Annotated in this window: 25 protein-coding genes; 9 read left to right on the forward strand and 16 right to left on the reverse strand. The window is 53.8% G+C overall.

What is annotated here, in order from left to right; genetic code table 11:
• Positions 1-81 precede the first annotated feature (81 nt).
• Together PCI15_RS23165 and PCI15_RS23170 are read left to right on the forward strand one after the other, a co-directional pair.
• Positions 82-963, forward strand: a complete 882-nt coding sequence (locus PCI15_RS23165) for a MurR/RpiR family transcriptional regulator (protein WP_205657103.1) — start codon at positions 82-84, stop codon at positions 961-963.
• Positions 964-1,188: 225 nt separating this feature from the next.
• Positions 1,189-1,395 carry a PA3496 family putative envelope integrity protein gene (locus PCI15_RS23170; RefSeq protein WP_271272227.1) on the forward strand — a complete coding sequence of 69 codons (207 nt, stop codon included), beginning with the start codon at positions 1,189-1,191 and terminating at the stop codon, positions 1,393-1,395.
• Between the two features lie 64 nt (positions 1,396-1,459).
• Here PCI15_RS23170 and PCI15_RS23175 read toward each other — a convergent pair whose 3' ends face one another.
• From PCI15_RS23175 to PCI15_RS23185, 3 genes are all read right to left on the reverse strand, one after another.
• Complete coding sequence (locus tag PCI15_RS23175; RefSeq protein WP_271272228.1) at positions 1,460-1,894, reverse strand: GFA family protein; 435 nt, start codon at positions 1,892-1,894, stop codon at positions 1,460-1,462.
• 26 nt (positions 1,895-1,920) lie between these two features.
• Positions 1,921-3,411 (reverse strand): FMN-binding glutamate synthase family protein, encoded by a 1,491-nt coding sequence (locus tag PCI15_RS23180; protein WP_271272229.1) that lies wholly within the window; start codon positions 3,409-3,411, stop codon positions 1,921-1,923.
• A gap of 168 nt (positions 3,412-3,579) precedes the next feature.
• Positions 3,580-4,134, reverse strand: a complete 555-nt coding sequence (locus tag PCI15_RS23185; protein ID WP_271272230.1) for a MarR family winged helix-turn-helix transcriptional regulator — start codon at positions 4,132-4,134, stop codon at positions 3,580-3,582.
• Between the two features lie 183 nt (positions 4,135-4,317).
• Here PCI15_RS23185 and PCI15_RS23190 point away from each other — a divergent pair, with 183 nt between their 5' ends.
• A complete protein-coding gene (locus PCI15_RS23190) occupies positions 4,318-4,713 on the forward strand; it encodes a hypothetical protein (protein WP_271272231.1) in 396 nt (131 codons plus the stop codon).
• A 65-nt stretch (positions 4,714-4,778) separates the two neighbouring features.
• On the opposite strand, the gene PCI15_RS23195 is transcribed toward PCI15_RS23190, so the two are convergent.
• The 6 genes from PCI15_RS23195 to PCI15_RS23220 all read right to left on the reverse strand — a co-directional run bounded on the left by PCI15_RS23195 (position 4,779) and on the right by PCI15_RS23220 (position 11,055).
• The gene (locus PCI15_RS23195) at positions 4,779-5,960 is read right to left on the reverse strand and encodes a M24 family metallopeptidase (RefSeq protein WP_271272232.1); all 1,182 of its coding nucleotides are present in this window, start codon (positions 5,958-5,960) and stop codon (positions 4,779-4,781) included.
• 26 nt (positions 5,961-5,986) lie between these two features.
• Positions 5,987-7,333 carry a TRAP transporter large permease gene (locus PCI15_RS23200; RefSeq protein ID WP_271272233.1) on the reverse strand — a complete coding sequence of 449 codons (1,347 nt, stop codon included), beginning with the start codon at positions 7,331-7,333 and terminating at the stop codon, positions 5,987-5,989.
• Positions 7,334-7,384: 51 nt separating this feature from the next.
• Positions 7,385-7,900 carry a TRAP transporter small permease gene (locus PCI15_RS23205; RefSeq protein ID WP_271272234.1) on the reverse strand — a complete coding sequence of 172 codons (516 nt, stop codon included), beginning with the start codon at positions 7,898-7,900 and terminating at the stop codon, positions 7,385-7,387.
• 102 nt (positions 7,901-8,002) lie between these two features.
• Positions 8,003-9,037 carry a TRAP transporter substrate-binding protein gene (locus PCI15_RS23210; RefSeq protein ID WP_271272235.1) on the reverse strand — a complete coding sequence of 345 codons (1,035 nt, stop codon included), beginning with the start codon at positions 9,035-9,037 and terminating at the stop codon, positions 8,003-8,005.
• Positions 9,038-9,092: 55 nt separating this feature from the next.
• Positions 9,093-10,253 carry a M20 aminoacylase family protein gene (locus PCI15_RS23215; RefSeq protein WP_271272236.1) on the reverse strand — a complete coding sequence of 387 codons (1,161 nt, stop codon included), beginning with the start codon at positions 10,251-10,253 and terminating at the stop codon, positions 9,093-9,095.
• A 40-nt stretch (positions 10,254-10,293) separates the two neighbouring features.
• Complete coding sequence (locus tag PCI15_RS23220) at positions 10,294-11,055, reverse strand: maleate cis-trans isomerase family protein (RefSeq protein ID WP_271272237.1); 762 nt, start codon at positions 11,053-11,055, stop codon at positions 10,294-10,296.
• A gap of 244 nt (positions 11,056-11,299) precedes the next feature.
• On the opposite strand from PCI15_RS23220, the gene PCI15_RS23225 reads away from it, so the two are divergent.
• Entirely contained in the window at positions 11,300-11,788 is a 489-nt protein-coding gene (locus tag PCI15_RS23225; RefSeq protein ID WP_271272238.1) for an Lrp/AsnC family transcriptional regulator, read from the forward strand.
• Between the two features lie 56 nt (positions 11,789-11,844).
• On the opposite strand, the gene PCI15_RS23230 is transcribed toward PCI15_RS23225, so the two are convergent.
• From PCI15_RS23230 to PCI15_RS23250, 5 genes are all read right to left on the reverse strand, one after another.
• Entirely contained in the window at positions 11,845-13,035 is a 1,191-nt protein-coding gene (locus PCI15_RS23230; RefSeq protein ID WP_271272239.1) for a diaminopropionate ammonia-lyase, read from the reverse strand.
• Positions 13,036-13,351: 316 nt separating this feature from the next.
• Positions 13,352-14,230: an AraC family transcriptional regulator gene (locus tag PCI15_RS23235; protein WP_271272240.1), complete on the reverse strand. Its 879-nt coding sequence runs from the start codon at positions 14,228-14,230 to the stop codon at positions 13,352-13,354.
• 113 nt (positions 14,231-14,343) lie between these two features.
• A complete protein-coding gene (locus PCI15_RS23240) occupies positions 14,344-15,681 on the reverse strand; it encodes an MFS transporter (RefSeq protein ID WP_271272241.1) in 1,338 nt (445 codons plus the stop codon).
• Positions 15,682-15,962: 281 nt separating this feature from the next.
• Positions 15,963-16,280 carry a hypothetical protein gene (locus tag PCI15_RS23245; protein ID WP_271272242.1) on the reverse strand — a complete coding sequence of 106 codons (318 nt, stop codon included), beginning with the start codon at positions 16,278-16,280 and terminating at the stop codon, positions 15,963-15,965.
• 49 nt (positions 16,281-16,329) lie between these two features.
• Complete coding sequence (locus tag PCI15_RS23250; protein ID WP_271272243.1) at positions 16,330-17,025, reverse strand: Crp/Fnr family transcriptional regulator; 696 nt, start codon at positions 17,023-17,025, stop codon at positions 16,330-16,332.
• Between the two features lie 134 nt (positions 17,026-17,159).
• On the opposite strand from PCI15_RS23250, the gene PCI15_RS23255 reads away from it, so the two are divergent.
• The 5 genes from PCI15_RS23255 (at position 17,160) to PCI15_RS23275 (ending at position 20,599) form a co-directional block, all read left to right on the forward strand.
• Positions 17,160-17,477 (forward strand): HdeA/HdeB family chaperone, encoded by a 318-nt coding sequence (locus PCI15_RS23255; RefSeq protein WP_271272244.1) that lies wholly within the window; start codon positions 17,160-17,162, stop codon positions 17,475-17,477.
• Between the two features lie 115 nt (positions 17,478-17,592).
• Positions 17,593-18,348, forward strand: coding sequence for a carbonic anhydrase (locus PCI15_RS23260; RefSeq protein WP_271272245.1), 756 nt, complete (start codon positions 17,593-17,595; stop codon positions 18,346-18,348).
• A 63-nt stretch (positions 18,349-18,411) separates the two neighbouring features.
• Positions 18,412-18,798, forward strand: coding sequence for a fluoride efflux transporter FluC (locus PCI15_RS23265; protein ID WP_271272246.1), 387 nt, complete (start codon positions 18,412-18,414; stop codon positions 18,796-18,798).
• A gap of 14 nt (positions 18,799-18,812) precedes the next feature.
• The gene (locus PCI15_RS23270; RefSeq protein ID WP_271272247.1) at positions 18,813-19,949 is read left to right on the forward strand and encodes an Aq_097 family APC-type transporter; all 1,137 of its coding nucleotides are present in this window, start codon (positions 18,813-18,815) and stop codon (positions 19,947-19,949) included.
• A 14-nt stretch (positions 19,950-19,963) separates the two neighbouring features.
• Positions 19,964-20,599, forward strand: a complete 636-nt coding sequence (locus PCI15_RS23275) for a MarC family protein (protein WP_271272248.1) — start codon at positions 19,964-19,966, stop codon at positions 20,597-20,599.
• Positions 20,600-20,685: 86 nt separating this feature from the next.
• On the opposite strand, the gene glmS is transcribed toward PCI15_RS23275, so the two are convergent.
• Positions 20,686-22,524, reverse strand: coding sequence for a glutamine--fructose-6-phosphate transaminase (isomerizing) (glmS, locus tag PCI15_RS23280; protein WP_271272249.1), 1,839 nt, complete (start codon positions 22,522-22,524; stop codon positions 20,686-20,688).
• 26 nt (positions 22,525-22,550) lie between these two features.
• Positions 22,551-23,933: a bifunctional UDP-N-acetylglucosamine diphosphorylase/glucosamine-1-phosphate N-acetyltransferase GlmU gene (gene glmU, locus PCI15_RS23285; RefSeq protein ID WP_271272250.1), complete on the reverse strand. Its 1,383-nt coding sequence runs from the start codon at positions 23,931-23,933 to the stop codon at positions 22,551-22,553.
• Positions 23,934-23,966: the final 33 nt, after the last annotated feature.

Genomic DNA, 23,966 nt, shown 5'->3' on the forward strand with positions numbered 1-23,966 from the left:
GGGTTTTCTGCGGATAGATTATAGAATGGCGATTTTATTGATATACTCCCTGAACACCCATCATCCTGAAGAGGTCGGACGTTGCAGTCTCTGAATCTTTTAAAATCGATTGCTGATGCAAAAAGCAACTTGCGTAAATCAGAACAGAAAGTCGCTGATTACGTACTGGAGAACCCGTCTGAGGTAATCCACATGCGCATTGTCGATCTGGCTTCAGAAGCAAACGTCAGTGAACCAACGGTAGTCCGTTTCTGCCGGGCACTGAACTACGACGGCTTTCAGGATTTCAAACTCACTCTGGCGCAAGGTCTGGCCAGTAACGCCAACTTTGAACAGTTCTCCCTGAACAGCAAAGATACGGTCAGCGAGTTTAAGCAGAAAATTTTCGACTCAACCGTTGGCAATATGATGCGGGTCCGGGAAGAGCTGGATTCCGACACGCTGGAATCAGCCATCAACGCCATTGCCAAAGCCGGCCGGGTCGAACTTTACGGCTTCGGTGCCTCCGCCCCGGTGTGTGACGACGCCCAGCATAAATTTCACCGTCTGAAAATTTCTGCCTCGGCGTATTCTGATCCGCACATGCAGATGATCTCCGCCACCACCCTGAGCAACGATGACGTGGTCATTGCCATCTCCCAGACGGGCCGGACCAAAGATTTGCTGCACGCCATTAAACTGGTGAAAGCCGCAGGCGCAACGGTCATTTCCCTGTGTCCGAGCAACACGCCCCTGTCGGCGCTGGCCAATATCTCTATCCATATTGATCTGGAAGAAGATAAAGATCTCAGCACCCTGATGTCTTCCCGGGTAGTTCACCTGGTGGTCATTGACGTACTGGCGGTCGGGGTTGCCATGAAGCTGGGACCGGGTCTGCTGGATCATCTGAAAACCATCAAACGCAGCCTCAAAAGCCTGCGTCAAAACGACAAGCGGCTGCCTATCCGCAAGCCCGGGCTGTAATTTTTCAGCCATCTTTCTGTCACCGTTACTTCACCTGCCCCTGCTAATCTGCCGGTCGCTGAGGAATACCCGTGCACGCTCACTCTGTGGACGGGTGTTTGAAAATTGTACAAAAATCGTATTAAACTATTGCGGTGCATTTCAGCAGCCACTCTCTGGTATCTGATCTATACAATCAAACCAGAGGGCCAGATTGCTTAGAGAAAGAGTATAGGAGCGAGTGCTATGCAGCTACGTAAAAGTCAGGATCTCAACGAACTGCAAACGGAAATCTTCGATCTCATGGTTGGCATCGAAGAAGAAGAGCAACAGGCACGACAGAAAGTCGCCAGCAAACGGTCACTTCTCGCGCGTCGCGCCATCGAAGATCATCGCGAACAAAAAGCATTAGTCAGCGAAATTGATGACGAACACTGGTTCGATGATCTTTAATCTGGTCTGCGGTAACTGAACCCATTCCTTCTGACAGTCCCGTCAGGGGCTGCAGAAAATACGTTCAGGCTGTGCCATCACTGTCCGGTGCAAACATCGCGATTACTTCCGCTTCCGTCATACATTTGGTGTCATTGGCAAAGGCATAATAATCAGGCTTATGGTCAATAAAGATCTGATGATCCAGCACCAGCCCTTCTGTATCCGCAAATAAACCCGCCGGCATAATATACTGGCCGGTCTGGCGCATCCGCCAGAACAGATGGGTGCCACAACGCTGACAAAAGCCCCGCTCAGCCCATTCCGATGATACAAAGGTTGCCAGGCTGTCACCGTCCAGCTGTACACCGGTTCCACAATCCACCGCCAGTAACGGCCCGCCACCCCATTTACGGCACATACCGCAATGGCAAACCCCCACCTGAGCATCCAGCTGGTCCACCTTTACAGTCACATCGCCACACAAGCAGTTACCCTGCTGATCAGCTAACGTTGTCATAACCCTCTCCCTGTTAACGGCCCGGTTCAGTGTTCAGGGTAGAGGATATTCAGCGGCACGGAACGGCCCCCCTCTAACACCACCGCAGCGTGCTCCCGCTTTAAATCCCGGGGCTCGGAGACCCCGCAGGAATGCGCGATCATTGCCACCTGATGAACCAGATTGTCATGGTAATTGCGCACCCGTACCGCTTTATCCGTCGGTACCAGCCCGCGTTGCAGATCTTTATTATGGGTGGTAATTCCGGTTGGGCAACTGTTCTTATTACACTGCAGCGCCTGAATACAGCCCAGCGCGAACATAAAGCCCCGCGCGCCAACTACAAAATCAGCCCCTAAACAGAGTGCCGCACCCACATCCGTCGGGTTTATGCACTTACCGGACGCCACGATCCGGATGCGCTCCCGCAGGCCATGCATGACCAGTTTATTCACCAGCAACGGCAGGCTTTCTTTTAACGGCAGGCCGACACTGTCCATCAGCGGCATCGGCGCAGCACCGGTACCGCCGTCGCTGCTGTCGATGGTAATGAAGTCCGGTGCCTGCTCAATGCCTCTGGCAATCACCGCTTCACAGAACTCATCCAGCCAGGTCGTCGAACCTAACACCAGTTTGAAGCCCACCGGCTTACCGGTCACCTCCCGGATGTGGTTCACCATATTCAGCAAGTCATCAATTGAAGCGATATCCGGATGGCGGTTCGGGCTGATCGATGGTTCCCCCTCAGGAATACCCCGGATTGCGGCGATTTCAGCGCTGACTTTTTCACCGGGCAACATACCGCCCTTGCCCGGTTTAGCCCCCTGACTGAGCTTAATCTCAAACATACGGACCTGTTCGATGGCGGCTTTCTCGCGGAGCTTTTCATCACTCAGCCGACCTTCCGGATCCCGTACACCGTACTTAGCAGTGCCGATCTGGCAGACAATGTCACAGCCACCTTCCAGATGGTAGGGTGAAATCCCGCCCTCGCCGGTATTCATCCAACAACCGGCTTCCCGGGCACCGTTGGCCAGTGCCAGCACCGCCGGCTTAGACAGTGCCCCGAAGCTCATACCGGAAATATTAAAAAAGGATTTAGCATCGTAGGGTGTGGCACAGTGCGGACCGATCCGTAGCGGCCGGGTTGTTACCGCATCTTCTGTCAGGGTGGGGAAAGGACAATTGAGAAAATAATAGGTACCGGGAATCCGCAGATCACGGGTGGAACCAAAGGCAATGGTATCTTCAACGTTCTTCGCCGCCCGGTATACCCAGCTGCGCTGCGCCCGGTTAAAGGGCATTTCTTCCCGGTCCTGGGCAAAGAAGTACTGGCGGAAAAACTCGCCTAAATGCTCAAACACATAGCGAAAGCGGCCAAACAGAGGATAGTTGCGGCGAATCGTCTGGGTGGTCTGATGTTTATCTATCTGATAAATCACCACACAGGCAAACAGACCTGCCACAAAAATAAACAACAGGATACCACCCAGAATTGCGACAAAGTTGATCGCAAAACTACTTATCGGATCAAGCATAATGAGTCCTCACCTTATTATTTTTCTAAACCGGCGTTTTATTTTTACCCCACATAAGAGATACGTCACAAGGGTTATCAGCCACTTATGCCTCTCATGTTGTGTAAATCATTCTCTCCCTTCTTTCAGAAACCAGGCTGAAAATTCGCCCCGATACGCATCAGTTTTTCAGGATTCCTGATGGAATACACAGATTTTCTGCAGTTCCGCACTGTGCAGATCTTCTCCGGTCAGGCCACAGCTGAATGACGCATCTGCATGGCATAAATGCTGGCAACTGTGACACGCGCCAAACACCTTGTACTCATTGGCCTTTTGCAATTGCCGTAACAGCACATCCAGTGCCTGGCGCACCTGTTCACTCTGTGCCTCACCCAGCAGGGCCTGCCCTGCCTGCCAGAGACTGGTCTGCCGGGCAGCCGCCTGTGCGCCGGTTTCGGTCAGCTGTAAGTGACTTTTACGTTTATCAACCGGATCAGGCTGTTTGATCAGATAGCCCTTCTTCACCAGTAACGCAACAGACGTGGATACCGTGCCCTTGGTCTGCCCCAGAAACTCCGTCAGCACCAGCAATGAATCGCTGTAGCGGTTACACCGCTCCAGATAATAAAGAATTTGCAGATGAATCTGCTGTAAGCCCAGTTCAGCAGCGAGTTTTCGCTGTTCCCCGCGATGAATATTAAACAGCGCTTCCAGATAATCGGTAATGTCGTGATGAATCATAAAACACATGCTCCGGCAAAGCTGAACGCCCGCCTGATCCCCCTTTGAACTACTCAAAACATGGTAATGCCATTGCTTTGGGCGGGCAACGAAAATAGTTCTCTATCGAAACTTTATTGACAGGCACCGATTATTTTAAATATTATTGTTTCGATTCGAAACCTAATTGACAGGAATTTTGCCATGAAACTACAATTCATCACCCCCACCCTGCACGGTGTTCTCGACTATGCTGCCGCCATCGCACTGATTCTGGCCCCCGGACTGCTGAACCTGCAGGAAGACTCGGTGCTGGTTTACTGGTTTTCAACCATTGCGGGGGCCGGGCTTATCCTGTATAGCCTGTTCACAGACTACGCCCTCAGCCTCAAAGGGCTCATTTCCTACCGAGGACACCTGATACTGGATTCAGCCGCCAGCGCCAGCTTCATTCTGGTAGCATTTATCCATGAAGGCACGACTCTGAGTATGCTGTATTGCCTGGTCATGGGGCTGGGTGTGGTAGGTGTGATCGCGCTGTCCGGCCCGGCAAAGGAAGCACCGGCGCAGGTATCTGCACAATCAGCAGGTCAGCCGTAAAAGTGAAGACTGAAAACAGATGTAAAAAAGCCCTGTTAAACAGGGCTTTTTCATCAGGAACAAGATTACCGGTCAATCACCGGCAGGGTTGGCCAGGCTCTTTTATGCAGCATCTCGCAGCCATTTGCCGTAATCAGAATATTCTCTTCATGCACCATCATCTTACCCGGCGCGAAAGTCATGCCCGGCTCAAGCGTGAGGATCATGCCTTCTTTGAGCACCACATCCCCTCCTTCTACATTAGAAGGCCATTCAGTCAGTTGCATGCCCAGGCCATGGCCCATACGGCCCACATCATTACCCAGCGCACCGGCCCCCTCCAGCACATTCCACATAGCCTGCCAGACATCACCGGTAGTCCGGCCCGGCGCCGCAATCCGCAGGCCCGCTTCGGTTGACTCATACACCGCTTCATAGGCCATATGCGTTGCCTGATCCACCTGACCGAAGGCAAAGTTACGGTCATAATCACTGAAATAGCCATCGAAGTTAGCACCGGTATCAATGATCAGCACATCGCCCCGCTCCAGCGTCCGGTCTGTCGGCCCCATGATGATGTTATCGTAGCCGCCCTGCCCTGACGCTGAAATCAGATACGGACAGGCATCTGCACCCAGCCGCAGCATTTCAATGTGCATCGCCTTGCAGGCTTCACGTTCAGTCATACCCGCTTTCAGGTTGGCATACAGATAATCAAAGCCCGCGGCGGTTACTTCACAGGCAAAGCGGGTTTTGGCAATCTCTGCAGCGGATTTAACGCTGCGCACATCCCGTACCAGCGTCGCCACATCCACCATTTCATACTGGCTGAGCAGTTCCTGCAGCATTTTAAAGTTAGCGGCCGGCATCCGCAGATGGGTTTCCGGCCCCAGCATGGCACCAATCTTCAAATGCCGTTTAGACACATCTTTAAGGGCACCGGCTAACTGACTGATACCGTCGTCTTCCGGCCGGGGAGCCGGCCAGCTGCGGACATCTTCCACCCAGGTATCGTCAAACCCGGCAACACCGATTTCCGGCACCACCGCAATGGGCAAGCCTTCAGCCGGTACCACTAAAAACCATGGCCGGGTCGGGCTTTCCCAGAACTGGGATTTAAAGCCGCTGAAATACCGGAACTCAGGCTCAGTTGAAAAGAACACCGCATCAATGCCCTGTGCATTCATTAACGCCTGCAATTTAGCGGTACGGTTTTCAAACTCACTACGCTCAAACCCACGGGGCGGAGCAATCAAACTCTTGGTCATAAAATCTTCTCTCAATACCTGCCGAATCAGTCGCCAAATGCCAGGTCACGCAGTAACAGGGCAATATCCGGGAAGAAAATCAGCAATGCAGACATCAAAAACAAAATCAGAATAAAGGGCAAGGTGCCACGGATCACTTCAAGATACGGCTTATTAAAAATAGCAATCGCCGTAAAAATGTCGCAGCCAAACGGCGGCGTTGCGGAGCCAATCGCCATTTGCAGGGTGATCATCACACCCACTAATACCGGATCCAGCCCCACATCGCCGATGATCGGTACAAAGATAGGCGTCAAAATCACCAGCACCACCAGCGAATCCACAAACATACAACCGACAAAAAACGCCAGTGCAATCACAAAGAGCACATATTCCTTGGAGGCATCTTCCAGATTCAGCGGCGCCAGTAACTCCTGCGGGATCTGTTCAAAAGAAATGTACCAGGAGAATGCCTGCCCCATGCCCACCAGAATAAAGACCACAGCGGTAATCAGGCCGGTGCTCAGCGCCGCGTCAATCACGTCACGGTGATCCAGTTCACGGTAGATCACACACTCAACGATGATCGCATACAGCACAGAGAAGGAAGCCGCTTCTGTTGGCGTGACTGCCCCGGAATAAATACCGCCGACAATCAGTGCCGGAAAGCCCAGCGGCAGCAGGGCCTTTTTAATCGACTGTAGCTTCTCGCTCCAGGTCGTTTTCTCCACCAGCGCAATGCTGTCAGCGTGATACACACTGTATGCATAACAATACGCCGAGAACAGCAGTGCCAGTACAATCCCCGGACCGATACCGGCAATGAACAGCTCACCCACACTGGTGTTGGCCAGGGTACCGTAAAGGATCAGGCCAATACTCGGCGGAATCAGGAAGGCGATGTCACTGGCATTAATGATCAGCGCCATCACAAAGCTGTCTTTGTAGCCCGCCTGCAGCAGTTTAGGCCGCATAATCTGTCCGACCGAGACCACCGTCGCCTGTGTTGAGCCGGATACCGATCCAAACAGTGTGCAGCTGATACAGGTGGTAATCGGTAGTCCGCCCCGGCGATGGCCCACAAAGGCTTCAATCAGCCCCAGCAGGTTATGTGCCGTATGGCCACGGGTCATAATGTCCGCCGCCAGAATAAACATCGGCACGGCAATCAGGGCATTCGGTGAAATACCGGTCACCATTTGCTGGATAATCACGCCGGTATCAATGCCGGAAAAGTGCACCAGACCGATCAGTGCACCTGCCGCCAGCGGCACCACCATCGGAAAACTCAGAAATAACAGGATCACCATGGCTGATACCAGCGCAAAGGTCACCACATAGATGTCCAGCTCACCGGCTATCACATCCGAGAAAAACTCAAACATCCCACTCATATCATTCACCAGACCTGTCGATACAACGCTTAAATTCAGAAACCGCAGTGATCAGTTATCCATCACTTCGTGCGACAGATAGATCTCTTCATGGGTCAGATTCATAAAAAAGGCGATCAGATACTGGATGCCCGCAATGCTCAGGCCCAGCGGAATCACCGCATATATGATGTATACCGGGAACTGCAACGCAGGGCTTAAGCGGTTAATATCCTTAAGTTCCTGCACATAAAACACCGCTTTATAGGCCAGATAGAACATCAGGGCGGCGGTCAGCAGTGAAATCACAATGATGAGTGCTTTCTTCGCCTTAAAGCCCAGCGAATCATAGAGTGCAGTCATGCGGATATTGCGGCCTTTGCGCACCGCATAGGCAAAGCCGATAAAGGTGATGGCAACAATCAGAAACTGGTTAAGCTCTTCCGAGAAGAACAGGCTCTTACTAAAAAAATATCGTCCGATAGCGTTGGAGACAGAGTTCACCATCATCAGCAGAATGGCACCGCTGACAATCCACTTCTCTATCGATTCAGTCAGAACACTGACGTTATAAAATATCTTTTTCATAAGAACATACCCCTGAAACGGTGCGACGCTCCCTGCCGCTGCACATCTTTAAACGCATCCCGCCGGTGCAAAAGTCACACCGGCGGGCAAGAGAGTCACTGATTAAGAAGCGTCTTTCACTTCCTGAATCAGGTTTTGCAGGATCTTCTTCGCACCTTCACGGGCAGACGCTTTGTCCGCATCGTCATAGGCGTTTTCTACAACGTCGTAGTAAGTTTCATGCAGAGACGTACTCAGATCCTTAAAGCGGCTGCGCTCTTCAGGGGTCAGGGTGACAACCTTGATATCAGGGCGTTCTGCCAGGATCTTATCCATGTTTTCCTGGTTGATCTTCAGCTGGTAGTCGTGGGCAGCCTGTTCAGCCGCCGCAATCGCCTTACGCACCATTTCCTGCTTTTCAGCAGACAGACCGTTGAACCACTCACTGTTGGTGGAAACTGTGCCTACGTATGGCTGCTGGCCAGGGAACATCAGGTAGTCCTGAACTTCATGCCACTTGGCGTTATAAATGAAGTAAATCGGGTTAACCATGCCATCAACGGTTTTCAGCTGCAGCGAACCGTATACTTCACCCCAGGACAGTGGCGTCGGGGTCGCACCAAAAGTCTTGTAGGTTTCAACCGGAATGGTTGAAGTGAAAGTACGGATTTTCTGGCCGGCAAAATCTTCCGGGCTGCGGATCGCTTTGTTCGCACCCCACACCATTTCACCTTCAGAAATCATGGTTAACAGCTTCAGGTTTACGTTTTCAAAACGGTCAGCCAAATCGTTATAAATGGTCTTGCTGCCGGTCAGTACTTTACGCACAACATCAGTATCGGTACCCATGACATACGGTACACTGATCGCCTGAACTTCAGGTACATAAGACCCCAGGTGGCCGGTACCCACAGACACGAACTGCACCGTGCCCTTAGCTGTCAGCTCAACGATATCGTTCTCGGTACCCAACTGGCCGTAGTAATAAATCTTAACGCGGATGTCGCCATCAGATTCTTTCTTGATGGTGTCAGCAAAGGTTTGCGCGAAAATATCCTGAACATCTTTTTTGTCTTCTTCAGACGCAAACTTCCAGGTTTCAGCACTCACACCAAAGCTGATACCCAGCGCTAACAGAGCCGTTAATAATTTCTTCATTGCTTATGTCCTCAAATTTTATTCTTAGAGTTAAGGTAAGGTTGATCAGAAAGCGTTATTTCAGACGGTCTTTCACCAGCTGGATCCAGTACTGTGCACCATGGCCCAGAATACGGTCGTTAAAATCGTATTCCGGGTTATGCAGGGCGCAGCCGCCCACCGATTCCACGCCATTGCCCATCAGCGCGTAACAGCCAGGTTTCACCCGGAGCATGCTGGAAAAATCTTCTGAAATAGTCAGGGGTAAACAGTCCGTCTCAACATGCTCAGTGCCCAGCACAGTGCGGGCCGCCTGAATGGCAAACTGAGTCTGTTCAGGGCTGTTTACAGTGGGATAAAAAGTATTGATCAGTTCGAATGAGTAGCTGGCACCCGCCGCCTGGCAAATGCCGGCCACGATACGCTCCATGCTCTGCTCAATACGCTTAAGGGTCTCTTCAGTAAAACAGCGGCAATCGCCCTTGATGACCACCTGTGAAGGAATAACGTTCACGGTGCCATTGGTGACAAACTCAGTAGCTGATACCACCGCGGTTTCCTCAATGGCACTGAGATTACGGGATACAATGGTCTGTAACCCCAGAATAACCTGTGAGCCAACCACGATCGGGTCTACACCGCGGTGCGGCATCGCCGCATGGCCACCCACACCATCAATAACAATTTCAAAGCTGCTTTCACTGGCCATCAGCGAACCCGGACGGACCGTAAAGCTGCCTTCCGCCAGGCCCGGCATATTGTGCAGGCCATACACTTCATCAATCTGAAAACGCTCAAACAGGCCATCATCAATCATCGCCTGAGCGCCGCGGCCGTGTTCTTCATCCGGCTGGAAAATAAAATGCACAGTGCCGTTAAAATCCCGATGTTCCGCCAGATAGCAGGCAGCCCCCAGCAACATGGCTGAATGGCCATCGTGACCGCAGGCGTGCATCTGACCGTCATGCCGGGAGCGGTGCTCAAACTGGTTCTCTTCATGGATGAACAGCGCATCCATATCTGCCCGTAAACCGATACTGGTTGCGCCATCACCGCATTTCAAAACCCCGACGATGCCCTGCTGACCAATATTACGGGTCACTTCAATGCCAAACTCTGTCAGCCTGTCAGCAATAAAATCTGCGGTTAACGGCAGATCAAAGCCGCACTCAGGAAAACGGTGCAGGTGCTGACGCCATTCGGTCATCCGGCTTATCAGGTTCTGGTCTAAAGACATCTCGCAAACTCCAACAACAGTCACGCTTTTCAGCAAATTTTTATTTCAGATGGGTATTCAGTAAGCGGCCAAAGCCCGTAACAGGCGCACTGTGCCCGGCCAGCTTCAGGCTGTGCCAGGCCAACGCCTGATTACTGCTGACCACAGGGATATCCAGCGCCTGTTCCACCTGATCCAGCACCAGCGAGGCACGCAGCGCGGTGCAGGAAATGAACATCAGATCCGCAGCAGGGTCGCAGTTCTCAATCGCTGCCTCAGCAATATCCTGCGGGGTGATGTAGGTCATTGCGGTGTCATCTTCAAAACCGAAACCGGCAATGTTCAGCACTTCAATCCCCTGAGATTCAAAAAAGGCGGCCACCTCGGCATTCACCGCTTCGGTATAGGGGGTAAGAATGGAAATGCGCCTGGCGGAGAAACATTCGAAAGCGGCCAGCGCCGCGGTGACCGGATTCGTCACCGGCGCCCCCGGGCGGGTTTCATGCACCAGCCGGGTGATTTCATCCACGCCAATGGCAACCGTACCGGAGGTACAGGCATAGATGATGGCATCCAGCGGTGTTCCGGGCAGAATCTGATCTGCTGCGGCGCTGATGCCCGGCGCCATGGTGCGTAAATTGTCGATGGTCAGTGGATTAACATTGCGGACCCGGGTGGTAAAAAAGCCTACATCCTGCGGATACATACGTTGCAAATCCGCTTCGATATTGAAATCGGTGGCCAGCGAAATCACCCCGATACGTCCGGCCGGATAGAGGATTTCCAATGGCTGTCGGGGGCTGACCCGGGTTGGTTTAAGCATCTTGTTACCACAGCGTCGGATCAGGCAGTGATGCCTTTTCCGGGTTATTTTTATTGTTCAGGCTATTGCTCCATATTACGGGGCACGGCTGCATAAATTCCTGCAATAGCCGTGCTGCAATGAAGCTTCACCGCAAAATCTGCAGAATATTGCTGAAATTCACCACTTTGCTCATTCCGTCATTTTCGCTTCTTCTCCCGAGTCTGTATCCTTAGAGAGAACGTACAGTCAGTGGAAACACGAGATGACCAAAACAGCGCCAGCCAGCAGCATCGACAGCTTCGACCGTAAAATACTGGAGATCATTCAGGTCTCAAACCGCACCACATCAGACCAGATCGCCGAACAGGTAGGCCTCTCTCCCGCCGCCGTTCAGCGCCGCATGAAACGGATGCGCGAGCAAAACATCATCAAAGCGGACATCGCCGTAATTAATCCGAAGGCCGTGGGCCGAGGGGTGACCTTGCTGGTGCAGGTCACGCTGGAACGGGAACGGGCCGACCTGCTGGACGCCTTTAAAAAAGAAATGAAAGTTAACCCGGCAGTACAGCAGTGCTACTACGTCACCGGCAGTGCCGACTTCATTCTGGTGATTACGGCGGTGGATATGGAAGACTACGAGGCCTTTACCCGGGAAGTGTTTTTCGACAACCACAACATCCGTAACTTCCACACCAATGTGGTCATGGATTCGGTTAAAACCGGCCTTTCAGTGCCCATGTTTGACGAATAAGCCCACAAAAAAGCCCGCAGACTTTCGCCTGCGGGCTTTCAAAACTTCATCAGCGATTAACCAACCAACTGCTGATACAGCTCTGGGTCAGTCGCCCCTTCCGTACCGATCACCAGCACCTTACTCTGAGCATCCAGCCCCAGTGCCGCTGCCATGTCAGCCTGCTGACGGGCAATAATCGCTGTTGCCAGGCCCGGCACCGCAGACTCACCCGCTTCAATCGCCGGATCGGTTTCAAAACCTTTAGCCAGCAACCGCATGGTTTCAGCCACCGCTTCTTCACTCAGGGTCATAAAGTCATCGGCACCGTTGGACAAGATTTCCCAGCCCAGTGCAGACACTTCACCGCAGGCCAGACCCGCCATCAGGGTATCCAGATCACCGTCAACCACCACCGGCTCACCGGCCTTGGCACTCAGCTGCAGGCAGTTCGCCTGCTCCGGCTCCACAATGATGAAACGCGGACGGCGCTCGCCCCACAGATCCCAGAAATACCCGGCCACCGCCGAGGCCAGACCGCCCACACCGCCCTGTACGAATACATGGGTAGGAACATCGCCGTTCAGCTGCTCAACAATTTCGGACAGCATAACGGTGTAGCCCAGTGCCACATCCTTAGGAATCTCCATGTAGCCTTCGTAGCTGGTGTCAGACACTATGATCCGGCCATTCGCTTTGGCATCGCTGTCTGCCTGACGCACCGACTCATCATAGTTACCGGTAATGCGGATCACTTCAGCACCGAACGCTTCCATCGCCTGCTTCCGGCCTTCTGAAACATCACGGTGAATGTAAATAATGCAACGGCAACCAAACATCTGAGACCCCCAGGCAACCGAACGCCCATGGTTGCCGTCGGTGGCACAGCTGACCACAATTTCAGCCAGCTCATCTTTCAGGTGGCCGCCCAGCAGATCGCTAATGCTTGGACGCTTGCCTAAACGGTCTTCCAGTACATTCTGCAACTGCCGGGCAACCGCGTATGCGCCCCCCAGCGCTTTAAAACTCTTCAGGCCAAAACGCTGGGACTCATCTTTATACCAGACCGACTCAACACCGATCGCCGCCGCCATCGCGTTTAACCCGTGCAGAGGCGTCTCTGCATAAGCCGGCCAGGTTTTAATGTCAGCGATTGCCTCATCCGCACGGGCAACGCTGATCACATCCCGCTGCGCGGCTGAATATACGTTTTCACGGCTGGCTGCCGGGTTAGAGAAATGGCTCAGGGTACCCTTGAGTTGTAACATAATCGTCGCTGCCTTTTCGGTGCAGTCACCTGACGAACAAGTAAAAACCATTACTTTCAAAAGGTTACTGCAGATCTTATTTTTACCGGCTGTACCGGATGACACATTCATCCGCGCACCGGATCCTGGTTCTGTAAAAACCGGTACGGGAAATTGATTATGAAAATTCTACGGGACTGCCGTGCGGGTATTCCTACCATTCGCCAGTCAAAGAGATGAAATTCAGCGCAATAGATAAAATAGTGAGGTTAAACCTCACCGATAGGGAAAGGCTACCGGCACTCTCCGCGTACCGGCAGCGCTTGGGAAGGGCCTTTTACGCCGGTGCTAAAGGTACATAAATATCCGTTAACAGCTCCGCTGGCGTAACATCCCGGGGGTTATTCAGATACTCCTCATAACAGGGCTGATCCGCCGGTAAACGGCCGGACTGGGGCAACCAGACACCGAAGAACCACTGATAGGTACCGGCCAGATTGGCATACGGACCTTTATGACGCAGGACCGCATATTCGCCTCCCGGCAGCGTTTGCCGGGAAAACCCCTCCGGCAGTTCCACATCCGCCAGACCACTCATGCACGCCATTGAGCGCAGATCCGCTTCTGCTACGCTGGACGGGTCATGATAATAAATAGCTAACATCCGGACCGGCATCCGGTCAGCATGTTGCATAAAAAACCAGCCAAACAGCTTCTCAAAAGCATTACCGATATTCATATACGACCCGTGATGATTCAGGCCTGTCACCACCAGCGGTTCCTGGTGAGTAATTGTTACAGCATGCATATTCATTGCATCGGACTCCATTGCGATACCTGCTGCCGCCTGTTCGGCGGCCACAAAAACCGTATGGCTGCCTTCCTGCCGGTAACGGGCCGGGGGCATACCATACACCTCGCTGAAGGCACGGTTGAATGAAGCTACACCGGCATAACCGGACCCGGCCGCAATTTTCTCCACACTGCGTCCCGTATTCACCAGCTCACCGGCTGCGCGGTGCAGCCGTAAACGTTTCACGGTAACGGCAAGGGTTTCCCCGTAGACACTCTGATACAGCCGGTGCCAGTGATAAGGCGATACGCAGGCAACATCCGCCAGCTGATACAGATCCAGAGGCTCATCCAGATGGGCATAGATGTAATCGAACACTCTGGCAAAACGCTGTTGGTAAAGTGCATTGCGGCACTGCTTCATAAAATGACTCCCCCGTATGTAAGACCGCAGGACACGGCCTGTAACTGCCTTTCAGCGACCCGCTCAATCTAACACCGCCGGGTTTTGCAATTCTTGCGGTTCTGAAGACACTGTTACTCCGGCGGCTTTGCTAAAGGCTCCGACTCAGCATCATCAGATGCTTCAACCGGCGCCTGAGCAGCGCCGTCAAAAGCCGCTTCCTCAGCAACCGGCTGGGATTCAGCCTGCACGGCCCGGTACAGCTCACCGGAGGTGTAGTAAGACCCGGGACGGGGTACGAACTGTGGCTTGGCACGTTTACGCTGGTAATGCTGCGCCGACACCCGCCCCAGCGTGAACAGTGACAGCAATCCTGCGGCAACCGCCATAAAGCCGAATAACCCCTGCGGGCCAAACCAACTGATACCATTACTGCTGAGCAGCGGGCCTGCAATCGCACCGATACTGTAGCCCACCATCAGCGCACCGGCCGTTTGCATACGCCGCTCCGGTTTTGCCCAGTCGTTGGCATGAGCCGCCGCCAGTGAATAAATGGTAAATGCCAGGCTGCCGTATAAGAAACTGCTTGCCAGCAACAGTTCCGGCCGCAGATAAAACTCAACCTGCAGGGCAATCGCGGTACAGACCAGCACCACCAGCCCGGCGACCACAGCAATTACCTTGCGCCGTTCGATCCGGTCCGACAGTTTGCCAATGGGTGTCTGCAGTACCAGCCCGCCACAAATTCCCAGTGCCATAAACCAGGAAATCTGCTGCGCACTCAACTCTACCTGCAGCGCAAATAACGGCCCCATGGTATTGAAAGATGCGCTGAGAAAACCGGCACAGGCAGCGCCAAGAAAGCCCACCGGCGTGGTCCGCAGGGTCGGCATGATTTTCAGGGGTTCCGGCGGATCCGGCTGCGGCTCAGCAGTACGGGTCAGCGCCACCGGTACCAGACAAAAGGAAAAACAGATCGAGGCCATGACAAACAGCTGATAGCCGCTCGGGTCCTGCAACAACAGAAACAGTTGCGCGCCGCCGGCCCCCAGATAGTTAACGATCATATAGATCGCCAGTAAGCCGCCCCGATGCTGGTTGCTAACCCCGGCATTCAGCCAGCTTTCGGTGACCATCAGCAAACCGGCCATGGCAAAGCCGGACACCAGCCGCAGGCCGAACCAGAACACCGGATCGGTCCAGAGCATATGCGCCAGGGGAATCATGGAAATAATGGAAGCGAAGACACTGAAGGTGCGGATGTAGCCCACCCGGTCCACCAGATAGCCGGTATACCTCGCGCCGAAGAACAGCCCGATGAAATACCCGCTCATGATAATACCGGTCAGCTCAGTGGAAAAGCCTTCCAGATTACTGCGCAGACTCAGCAGCGTCATAAACAGACCGTTGCCAATCAGCAAGCAGCCGTGGCTTAACAGCAGTGCAGAAACTTGTTTCAGTAACGCGCCCATGGTGGCCTCAGTTTAATCGCAGGGAAATCATCCGGTGATGCGGCTATTCTGGCTGAGCCCCGTGGGATTCGCCAGTATTTTCAGCGCAAATTTACCGCCAGCCGACCGGCCTGTCGCCGTCCGGCAAAAAACCACTACACACGCCTCCTGATACCCCACAGAAACCGCGCCCGCAGCTGAGTAAACCGCCGGACAGATCAATATCCGCTGACGTTCAGTGGACGCTACTCAGAAACACTGCTCAGCAAGTCTTTTCAAAAAAACCTTTTAAAAAAATCTTTTCAAAACACAAGCGGAATCGACTGTTCTTCCGCACGCAGGGTATAACCGGCACAGGCTTCATCATGGGGAATCACCTGGACCAGTTCGGCTTTATGTAAACCGGCTTTGCGGCATATATCATAGGCTTGGGTGATATTCTGACAGGTCAGGATATCGCCCTGATCATTTTGCAGTAACGCTTTCATAGGCACGTGATTATCATCACCGGGATACTCATACTGGCATTCGATGACCAGAGGGCTGCAGCCCGATTCAAAAAACCGCATATTGGTCACCGCACCGGCATGGGCCAGTTGGTTAAATTGAGATATCTGCATACTCACCTCCTGCTGGCCGGGCCGGCACAGAGGTCATTGAAGGGGCCGGTCAGCGCAAATCCTTACAGGCAATTTGCTGTAACGCATCACGGTTGATGATTTCAAAAACCCCGGCATGCTGCTCTACCAGGCTATCGTCTTCCAGTTCACCAAGGGCAATACTCGCCGTTGGCCGGGACATACCCGTCAGTTTAGCCAAATCTGCGTGAGTCAGCTTCAGTAAGTTCACAGCAGTCGCATCTCTGGCGGCAGCGGCACGGTTTTTATCATCCAACTCCAGCAACTTACGGGCCAGACGGCTGCGGGCATCCTTAAACACCAGGTCTTCAATACTGAAACGGGCCCGGTCAGAACGTTTCTCCACCTGCTGACTGACCTCCAGGCTGAATTCCCCGGAGCGGTGCATCACCTCCAAAAACACATCTCTGGATACTTTAAGCACCAACCCGGCTTCAACCACTTCCGCAAAGCTGCGCCGCTGCCGCTCACCTAAAACAGCCAGTTCGCCGAAGATCTCCCCTGGTTTAATGAAACCAAAGGTAAATTCACCGCCGTTCGAAGATGTTCTGAAAATTCGCACCAGCCCTTTTTCCAGCAGATACACCGCATCTGCCTCAAGGTTGGGGGTAAACACCATCTCACGGGGCGCAAATTCCATCACTCGCGAGGCACAGCGCAGAGCCTCCTGATCATCCGCCGAAAGACGGTCCAGCCAGTTCAGTGATTCCAGGTGCCAGTGACTCAAATTCAGTTCTCCGTGTTAGCTATCTAACAGATTGCAGAATGATGCCCGCCTAGGATAGCGCCTCAGGCATCCGAAAGTGAATATCTCCGGTGCCACTGAATCTGAAAACACGATATGGAAAGAGTGAGACCCTCATGAACCTGAAGAAGATTGCCGCCCCCCTGACCGCTGTGCTGCTGAGCACCGGTGCCACCGTTACCATGGCCGGCGCCGATGAAACTGTCACCGTTGTGGACACCTATACCTGCGAACAGCTGGTGGCGCTGGATTATGAAAACGTACCGACGGCGGTTTACTACATCGAGGGTTTTTCGGATGCCAACGGCACCCCGGAAGAAGTCACTGAAGAAGACTTCGTCTCCGTTCCGGTAGAGCGGGTTTACAACTACTGCTACGCCAACCCGGAAGTGGTTGTCAGTGACGTCATCAACCAGTTCGACGACGAAGCCTGATCCCGCTGACCCTGTTTGCCTGTCAGGCGCGATCCCCCGGATACAGGGGAAGTGTATCCGGAACCTCATCACCCCGAGTGCGTTCTGACAGGCCCCTCTTACACAAAGGTGCCCCATGTCTATGATCAGAAAAAACCTGTTAATTTCCGGCCTGAGCCTGTGCAGCGCCGGCCTGATACATCTGCCGGTCACTGCCGCTGAACCGGCACCGTGGGATTACGGCACTGAACGGGGCCCCGCTCAGTGGGCAGCCCTGGACAACGCGTACCAGACCTGCGGAAACGGTAAAAACCAGTCACCGGTGGATCTGCATGCCGCCTTTGAAATTGATCTGCCGGCACTGACCTTCAGCTACCAACCCGGGGCTGAAAAAGTATTCAATAACGGCCATACCGTCGAGGCAGAATACATGCCCGGCAGCCAGCTCAGTCTCAACGGTAACCGCTATACCCTGCGCCAGTTCCATTTCCACAGCCCCAGTGAAAACACCCTTAACGGCAAGCACTTCCCGATGGAAGCCCACCTGGTGCACAGCGATCAGGACGGTCATCTGGCGGTGGTTGCCGTGATGTTCGAAGTCGGGGCTGCAAACCCGGTTTTGTCCCAGATCTGGCAACAACCGCTCACCTCCGGGGAAGTCAGCGAAATGGAAAACGCTGTCAGTGCCGGCGGCCTGTTGCCGGCTGAGCAGGATTACTACCGTTACAACGGTTCCCTGACCACCCCTCCCTGTACCGAAGGGGTTCGCTGGCTGGTCATGAAGCAACCGATGACCCTGTCACAGCAACAGCTGAGCAGCTTTCAAAACATGCTCAACGGACCGAACAACCGGCCGGTGCAGCCGCTAAATGCCCGTCAGATACTTCAGTAACAGTCTGTTTGTCACCGGGTCTTCCGTTCAGGCCCGGTGACATCACTCAGCCGGTGACCTGTCATGAATCCAGCCATATTTTTCAGCCTTGCCGGCGGTGCCACGCTGGGTGCCTGTTTGCGCTGGTGGCTGAGCGTCAGATTCAATCATTTTAATGAACAGCTGATTATCGGTACCCTGCTGGCCAATATGACCGCCTGCTTTCTGCTGGGGATTTACCTGGGCAGCGGCAGCGAAAAAAGCCTCCTGCCCCCCTTGCTTAAACTGGCTTTCGTCAGCGGTTTTCTTGGCTCCCTTTCAACCTTTTCAACCTTCATTGGCGAAACCCATCATCATCTGATGCTGCGGGACTGGCTTAAATTCTGGCTGAACTTCAACCTGCAGATCGGTTTGGGGATCGGCATGTTGCAGCTGGGCAAAACCCTCGGTAGCCTGTGCCGGTGGACATGAACGGATACATAACCATGCAAACTCTTTCCCGCAAACATTTTGAACTGCTGGCAACACCGCTGGCATCCATCTTCGGCAGCGGCTTTCTGGTGATCGTGCCGGTGCTGGCACAAAGTGCCGGCCCCTATATGGCGGTTGCTATGGCGGCTGTCTGTTTACTGGCCTATCTGGTGGGCAGCGTCATCCGGCATAACATCCGGGTAGCAGAACCTCTGTTAGCGGACGGCCAGGATTCCACCCTGAACGTTCTGGAACGCAGCGCCGACATCAGCATTGTCGTCGCCTATGTCATTTCCATCACCCTGTACCTGCATATTCTTGCTTCATTTGTGCTTTCCGGCATTGGCCAGGACATCCCCCTGTATAACAACCTGCTGACCTCTGCAATCATCATTGTCATCGCCGGGGTGGGGGTCTGGCGGGGGCTGGGCGTGCTGGGCTTTATGGAAAAATGGGCGCTGTACGTCACCTTTGTGCTGATCGCGCTGGTACTGGCGGGCTTTGCCCTGTTCGATTTTCAGGCCTGGCAGCAGGATGCCCTGCAGATCCCGGCGGCCCGTTTTAACGACCTGTGGCAAACCTGCAGCATCATTGCCGGTACCCTGATTGTGGTGCAGGGCTTTGAAACACCTCGCTATCTGGGGGAACAGTACCCCGCGGATTTACGCATTCAGGCCTCCCGGCAATCCCAGCTGATTTCCGCCAGCATCTATATCCTGTTTGTATTACTGGCCATGCCACTGGTGCCGTCCCTGAACGGCGTATTCGATGATCACAGCCTGATTACACTGGCCGGCCTCTCGGCCTTTGGCTTCTTACCGGCGGCGGTCATTTTTGCCGCCGTGTTAAGTCAGTTTTCTGCAGCAGTCGCCGACACACTGGCAGCCAGCGGCAACCTCAGTGAGATCTCCGCCAAACGGATCAGCGCGCCGGTCAGTTACCTGTTAATTGCCGGCTTTGCTCTGCTCCTCACCTGGAGTGCCGATACCTTTGAAATTCTGGCGTTAGCCTCCCGTGCATTTGCGGCCTATTACGCCCTGCAGTGTCTGGTGGCGTGGCGGGCAACCGATTCGGTCAGAATAAAAACCGGCAGCCTGATACTCGCCGCGATCATGCTGTATATTGTAATTTTTGCGGTACCTGTGGGCTAATAAAGAGAATATTTATGGAAAACATAGTGTTACACGCAGCAACAGTATTCATGGGCTTTTTCGCCATCATGAATCCGATCGCCAATGTGCCGGTCTTTCTGGGCCTGACCAGTCAGGACGACAGCCAGACCACCCGGGCCATCGCCTTTCGTTCACTGCTGATCGCCTTTATTGTCATCGCCGTCTTTTCGGTGGCCGGAAAATACATTTTCCAGCTGTTTGGCCTGAGCCTGCCAGCCTTCCGGATTACCGGTGGCATTCTGGTCTTTCTGATCGGCTTTCATATGCTGCAGGGGAATCAGTCCAAAGTGCAGCAGCCCCATGGCTGTGACCCTGAAAAAGCCAAAGAAGCGGCGCTGGGTGTCGCGGTTTCACCACTGGCCATGCCGATTCTGGCAGGCCCCGGCACCATTGCGACTGCCATGAACTTTGCCTCTGGTGGCGGCCTGACTGAACTCATTACCACTGTCAGCATGTTCGCAGTACTCTGTATCATTACTTATATATTTTTCGTCTCCGGTGAGCGTTTAGTGCGCTTTATCGGCGAGAATGCCCTGCAGGTTATTACCCGGATGATGGGCCTGATTCTGGCGGTAATCGGTACCCAGATGGCCATTGATGGCATTCAGGGGGCGTTTAAACTCACCTGATCTTCAGGGCTTTCAGGCCTTATCCACCGCAGACAAAAATGCCGGCTTATAAGCCGGCATTTTTTACAACTGCAACACAGTGTCGGTTATTCAACCGTCACAGATTTCGCCAGATTTCGTGGCTGGTCCACATCCGTGCCTTTAAGGACGGCCACGTAGTAAGACAATAGCTGCAGCGGGATCGAATATACGATCGGTGCCATATCCTTACAGACGTCCGGAATGTTCAGCAGATAGCAGCTGTCATCGCCTTCTTCAATCTGAATCCGGCTGTCAGCAAACAGGAATAACTGACCGCCACGGGCACGGACCTCTTCCAGGTTCGCCTGCAGTTTTTCCAGCAACGAATTATTCGGCGCCACCGCGACGATTGGCATATTATCATCCACCAGCGCCAGCGGGCCGTGTTTCAGTTCACCGGCCGGGTAAGCTTCGGCATGGATGTAGGAAATTTCTTTCAGCTTCAGCGCACCTTCCACAGCCACTGGGAACATGGTGCCGCGGCCCAGGAACAGGGTGTGGTTTTTATCCACGAAACGCTCCGCCATCAGCTGGATATCCGCATCCATCTTCAGTACTTCATCACAGAGTGCGGACAGCCCTTCCAGTTTGGCGACCATATCCGCTTCAGCGGCTTCGCTGAAACCGGTCCGGCGGGCCAGAATCAGGGTGGTCAGCATCAGGGCAACCAACTGACTGGTGAAGGCCTTCGTGGAAGCCACGCCGATTTCCGGCCCGGCATTGGTCATCAGACACAGATCCGATTCACGTACCAGCGAACTGCCCGGCACATTACATACGGTCAGCGATGCCAGATACCCCTGGGTTTTAGCGTCCCGCAGGGCTGCCAGCGTATCCGCCGTCTCACCGGACTGGGAAACGCTCACAAACAGGGTTCCCGGCAGGCAAACTGTGCGGCGGTAACGGAACTCGCTGGCCACATCCACCATACACGGGATGCCCGCATGGCGTTCGATCCAGTACTTCGCCACCATACCGGCATTAAAGCTGGTGCCACAGGCCACGATCTGAACACATTTAACCTGATCAAACAGCTCGCCGGCTTCAGTGCCAAACACCTGCTCCAGCACCTTACCCTTGCTGATGCGGCCTTCCAGCACTGCATCAATCACTTTCGGCTGTTCGTAAATCTCTTTCAGCATGTAGTGGCGGTATTCGCCTTTGTCAGCCACATCATGGCCGTGCTCAAACTGCAGCACCTCACGCTCAGCCTGCTGGCCGTTGGCATTTTCAACCTGCACATCGTGCTGGCTGATGATCGCCAGATCACCTTCTTCCAGATAGATAAACCGGTCAGTTACCTGCAGCAGTGCTAAGGGATCGGAGGCAATGAAGTTCTCTTCCACACCCACACCGATCACCAGCGGGCTGCCCATTCGGGTAGCAATCAACCGGTCCGGCTGTTGCTGGTCAATCACCGCCAGTGCGTAGGCACCGTGCAGACGTTTAACCGTCGCTTTAACCGCATCATCCAGTTGAGCACCGGCAGTCACAGCCCGGTGAATCAGATGGGTGACCACTTCGGTATCCGTATCAGACAGGAAACGGTAGCCTTCAGCCTGCAGCTCAGCCCGCAGTTCAGCATGGTTTTCAATGATGCCGTTATGCACGATAGCAATGCGGTCACCGGACAGGTGCGGGTGGGCGTTGCGCTGTTCCGGCTTACCGTGGGTTGCCCAGCGGGTGTGGGCGATACCCAGTGCACCGGGCAGAGACTGTTGTTCCAGAGCATGGGCCAGCTCGGCCACCTTGCCCAAACGTTTTAGTGCCGCCAGGCTATTATCAGCCGCGTTATAGACGGCCATACCGGCAGAGTCATAGCCCCGGTACTCAAGACGTTTCAGGCCTTCCAGCAGGATAGCCGCGATATTTCGGCTGGCGATTGCACCAACGATTCCACACATAACTGTTCTTCCTTCTGATGCAGTGCTTACTGATCTTTAGCGGCTTTCTGATCCACCGGACGCTGCCAGCCTTTGATATTGGTCTGCCGCGCCCGGCTCACCGCCAGTTCTGCATCATTGACATTTTTACTGACGGTTGAACCGGCACCCACAGTGGCGTTTTCACCGATCTTTACCGGCGCAACCAGCGCACTGTTCGAGCCGATAAAGGCACCGGCACCGATCTCCGTCTTAAACTTATTCACACCGTCATAGTTACAGGTAATGGTACCGGCACCAATATTGGCCCCCGGACCCACTTCGGCATCGCCCACATAACTCAGGTGATTCACCTTACTGCCTGCACCGATATTCGCCTTTTTGGTTTCGACGAAGTTACCGACCTTGGCACCCCGTGCCAGACGGCTGCCGGGACGCAGACGGGCAAACGGACCAATGTCCGAGTCACCGGCCAGCTCGGCCTGTTCCAGTACCGAATTTGCTTTAATGTGACAGCCATCACCGATCGCGGAATCTTCGATCACGCAGTTCGGTTCAATGGTGACGTTATTACCCAGTACAACTTTACCTTTGAATACCACATTGATATCAATGCTGACATCTGTACCGACAGTCAGATCACCGCGCACATCCAAACGCGCCGGGTCAGCCAGGGTCACCCCCTGCTCCATCAGTGAGCGGGCCTGTTGCAGCTGATACCAGCGCTCCAGCTCAGCCTGTTGCATGCGGTTATTAATACCCTGAACTTCCTGTTCGGTTTCCGGCTGAATAGTGGTGACATTCATTCCGGACGAAGCCGCCATGGCAATGACATCTGTCAGGTAGTATTCGCCCTGCGCGTTATCTGAAGACAGCTGTGGCAGCCACTCATGCAGCTTGCTCGCAGCCACCGCCAGAATACCGGTATTCACTTCCGTAATGGCTAACTGATCCGCCGTGGCATCTTTGTGTTCCACAATGGCACTGACCCGGGCCTGCTCATCCCGCACGATACGGCCGTAGCCGGCCGGATCATCCAGCTTCACCGTCAGCAGGGCAAAATCGCCCTGTTCGGCAATGTCCACCAGACGTGCCATGGTTTCTGCTTTTGTCAGCGGCACATCGCCATACAGCACCAGCGCAATGGAATCTTCTGCAACATTTGGCAGTGCCTGTGCCACCGCGTGACCAGTGCCTAACTGTTCAGCCTGCACGGCAAATGTCAGTGGCTGGCCGGACAATGCTTCTTTCAGGTGATCCGCCCCGTGGCCAATCACAACATGGGCGTTATTCGCCGGTAACTGACCGGCGGCATCAATAACCCACTGCACCATCGGCTTGCCGGCAATCCTGTGCAGAACTTTGGGTAATGAAGACTTCATGCGGCTGCCCTGACCGGCAGCAAGAATAATTGTATTAAGAGTTGTCACAACAGAGGCATCCTTGAAATAGTTTTTACCTGA

Origin of the sequence: Aliamphritea hakodatensis, assembly GCF_024347195.1 — a bacterium.
Lineage (GTDB): Bacteria > Pseudomonadota > Gammaproteobacteria > Pseudomonadales > Balneatricaceae > Amphritea > Amphritea hakodatensis.

What these genes read in the sequence shown, in the direction of transcription:
- PCI15_RS23270 (WP_271272247.1), top strand. Translation starts at nt 18,813, where the DNA reads ATGCAAACTCTTTCCCGCAAACATTTTGAACTGCTGGCAACACCGCTG.
- PCI15_RS23245 (WP_271272242.1), bottom strand. Translation starts at nt 16,280, where the DNA reads ATGCAGATATCTCAATTTAACCAACTGGCCCATGCCGGTGCGGTGACC.
- PCI15_RS23240 (WP_271272241.1), bottom strand. Translation starts at nt 15,681, where the DNA reads ATGGGCGCGTTACTGAAACAAGTTTCTGCACTGCTGTTAAGCCACGGC.
- PCI15_RS23275 (WP_271272248.1), top strand. Translation starts at nt 19,964, where the DNA reads ATGGAAAACATAGTGTTACACGCAGCAACAGTATTCATGGGCTTTTTC.
- PCI15_RS23175 (WP_271272228.1), bottom strand. Translation starts at nt 1,894, where the DNA reads ATGACAACGTTAGCTGATCAGCAGGGTAACTGCTTGTGTGGCGATGTG.
- glmS (WP_271272249.1), bottom strand. Translation starts at nt 22,524, where the DNA reads ATGTGTGGAATCGTTGGTGCAATCGCCAGCCGAAATATCGCGGCTATC.
- PCI15_RS23200 (WP_271272233.1), bottom strand. Translation starts at nt 7,333, where the DNA reads ATGAGTGGGATGTTTGAGTTTTTCTCGGATGTGATAGCCGGTGAGCTG.
- PCI15_RS23230 (WP_271272239.1), bottom strand. Translation starts at nt 13,035, where the DNA reads ATGTTACAACTCAAGGGTACCCTGAGCCATTTCTCTAACCCGGCAGCC.
- PCI15_RS23255 (WP_271272244.1), top strand. Translation starts at nt 17,160, where the DNA reads ATGAACCTGAAGAAGATTGCCGCCCCCCTGACCGCTGTGCTGCTGAGC.
- PCI15_RS23190 (WP_271272231.1), top strand. Translation starts at nt 4,318, where the DNA reads ATGAAACTACAATTCATCACCCCCACCCTGCACGGTGTTCTCGACTAT.
- PCI15_RS23195 (WP_271272232.1), bottom strand. Translation starts at nt 5,960, where the DNA reads ATGACCAAGAGTTTGATTGCTCCGCCCCGTGGGTTTGAGCGTAGTGAG.
- PCI15_RS23210 (WP_271272235.1), bottom strand. Translation starts at nt 9,037, where the DNA reads ATGAAGAAATTATTAACGGCTCTGTTAGCGCTGGGTATCAGCTTTGGT.
- PCI15_RS23260 (WP_271272245.1), top strand. Translation starts at nt 17,593, where the DNA reads ATGTCTATGATCAGAAAAAACCTGTTAATTTCCGGCCTGAGCCTGTGC.
- PCI15_RS23265 (WP_271272246.1), top strand. Translation starts at nt 18,412, where the DNA reads ATGAATCCAGCCATATTTTTCAGCCTTGCCGGCGGTGCCACGCTGGGT.
- PCI15_RS23170 (WP_271272227.1), top strand. Translation starts at nt 1,189, where the DNA reads ATGCAGCTACGTAAAAGTCAGGATCTCAACGAACTGCAAACGGAAATC.
- PCI15_RS23180 (WP_271272229.1), bottom strand. Translation starts at nt 3,411, where the DNA reads ATGCTTGATCCGATAAGTAGTTTTGCGATCAACTTTGTCGCAATTCTG.
- PCI15_RS23220 (WP_271272237.1), bottom strand. Translation starts at nt 11,055, where the DNA reads ATGCTTAAACCAACCCGGGTCAGCCCCCGACAGCCATTGGAAATCCTC.
- PCI15_RS23225 (WP_271272238.1), top strand. Translation starts at nt 11,300, where the DNA reads ATGACCAAAACAGCGCCAGCCAGCAGCATCGACAGCTTCGACCGTAAA.
- PCI15_RS23185 (WP_271272230.1), bottom strand. Translation starts at nt 4,134, where the DNA reads ATGATTCATCACGACATTACCGATTATCTGGAAGCGCTGTTTAATATT.
- PCI15_RS23235 (WP_271272240.1), bottom strand. Translation starts at nt 14,230, where the DNA reads ATGAAGCAGTGCCGCAATGCACTTTACCAACAGCGTTTTGCCAGAGTG.
- PCI15_RS23205 (WP_271272234.1), bottom strand. Translation starts at nt 7,900, where the DNA reads ATGAAAAAGATATTTTATAACGTCAGTGTTCTGACTGAATCGATAGAG.
- PCI15_RS23215 (WP_271272236.1), bottom strand. Translation starts at nt 10,253, where the DNA reads ATGTCTTTAGACCAGAACCTGATAAGCCGGATGACCGAATGGCGTCAG.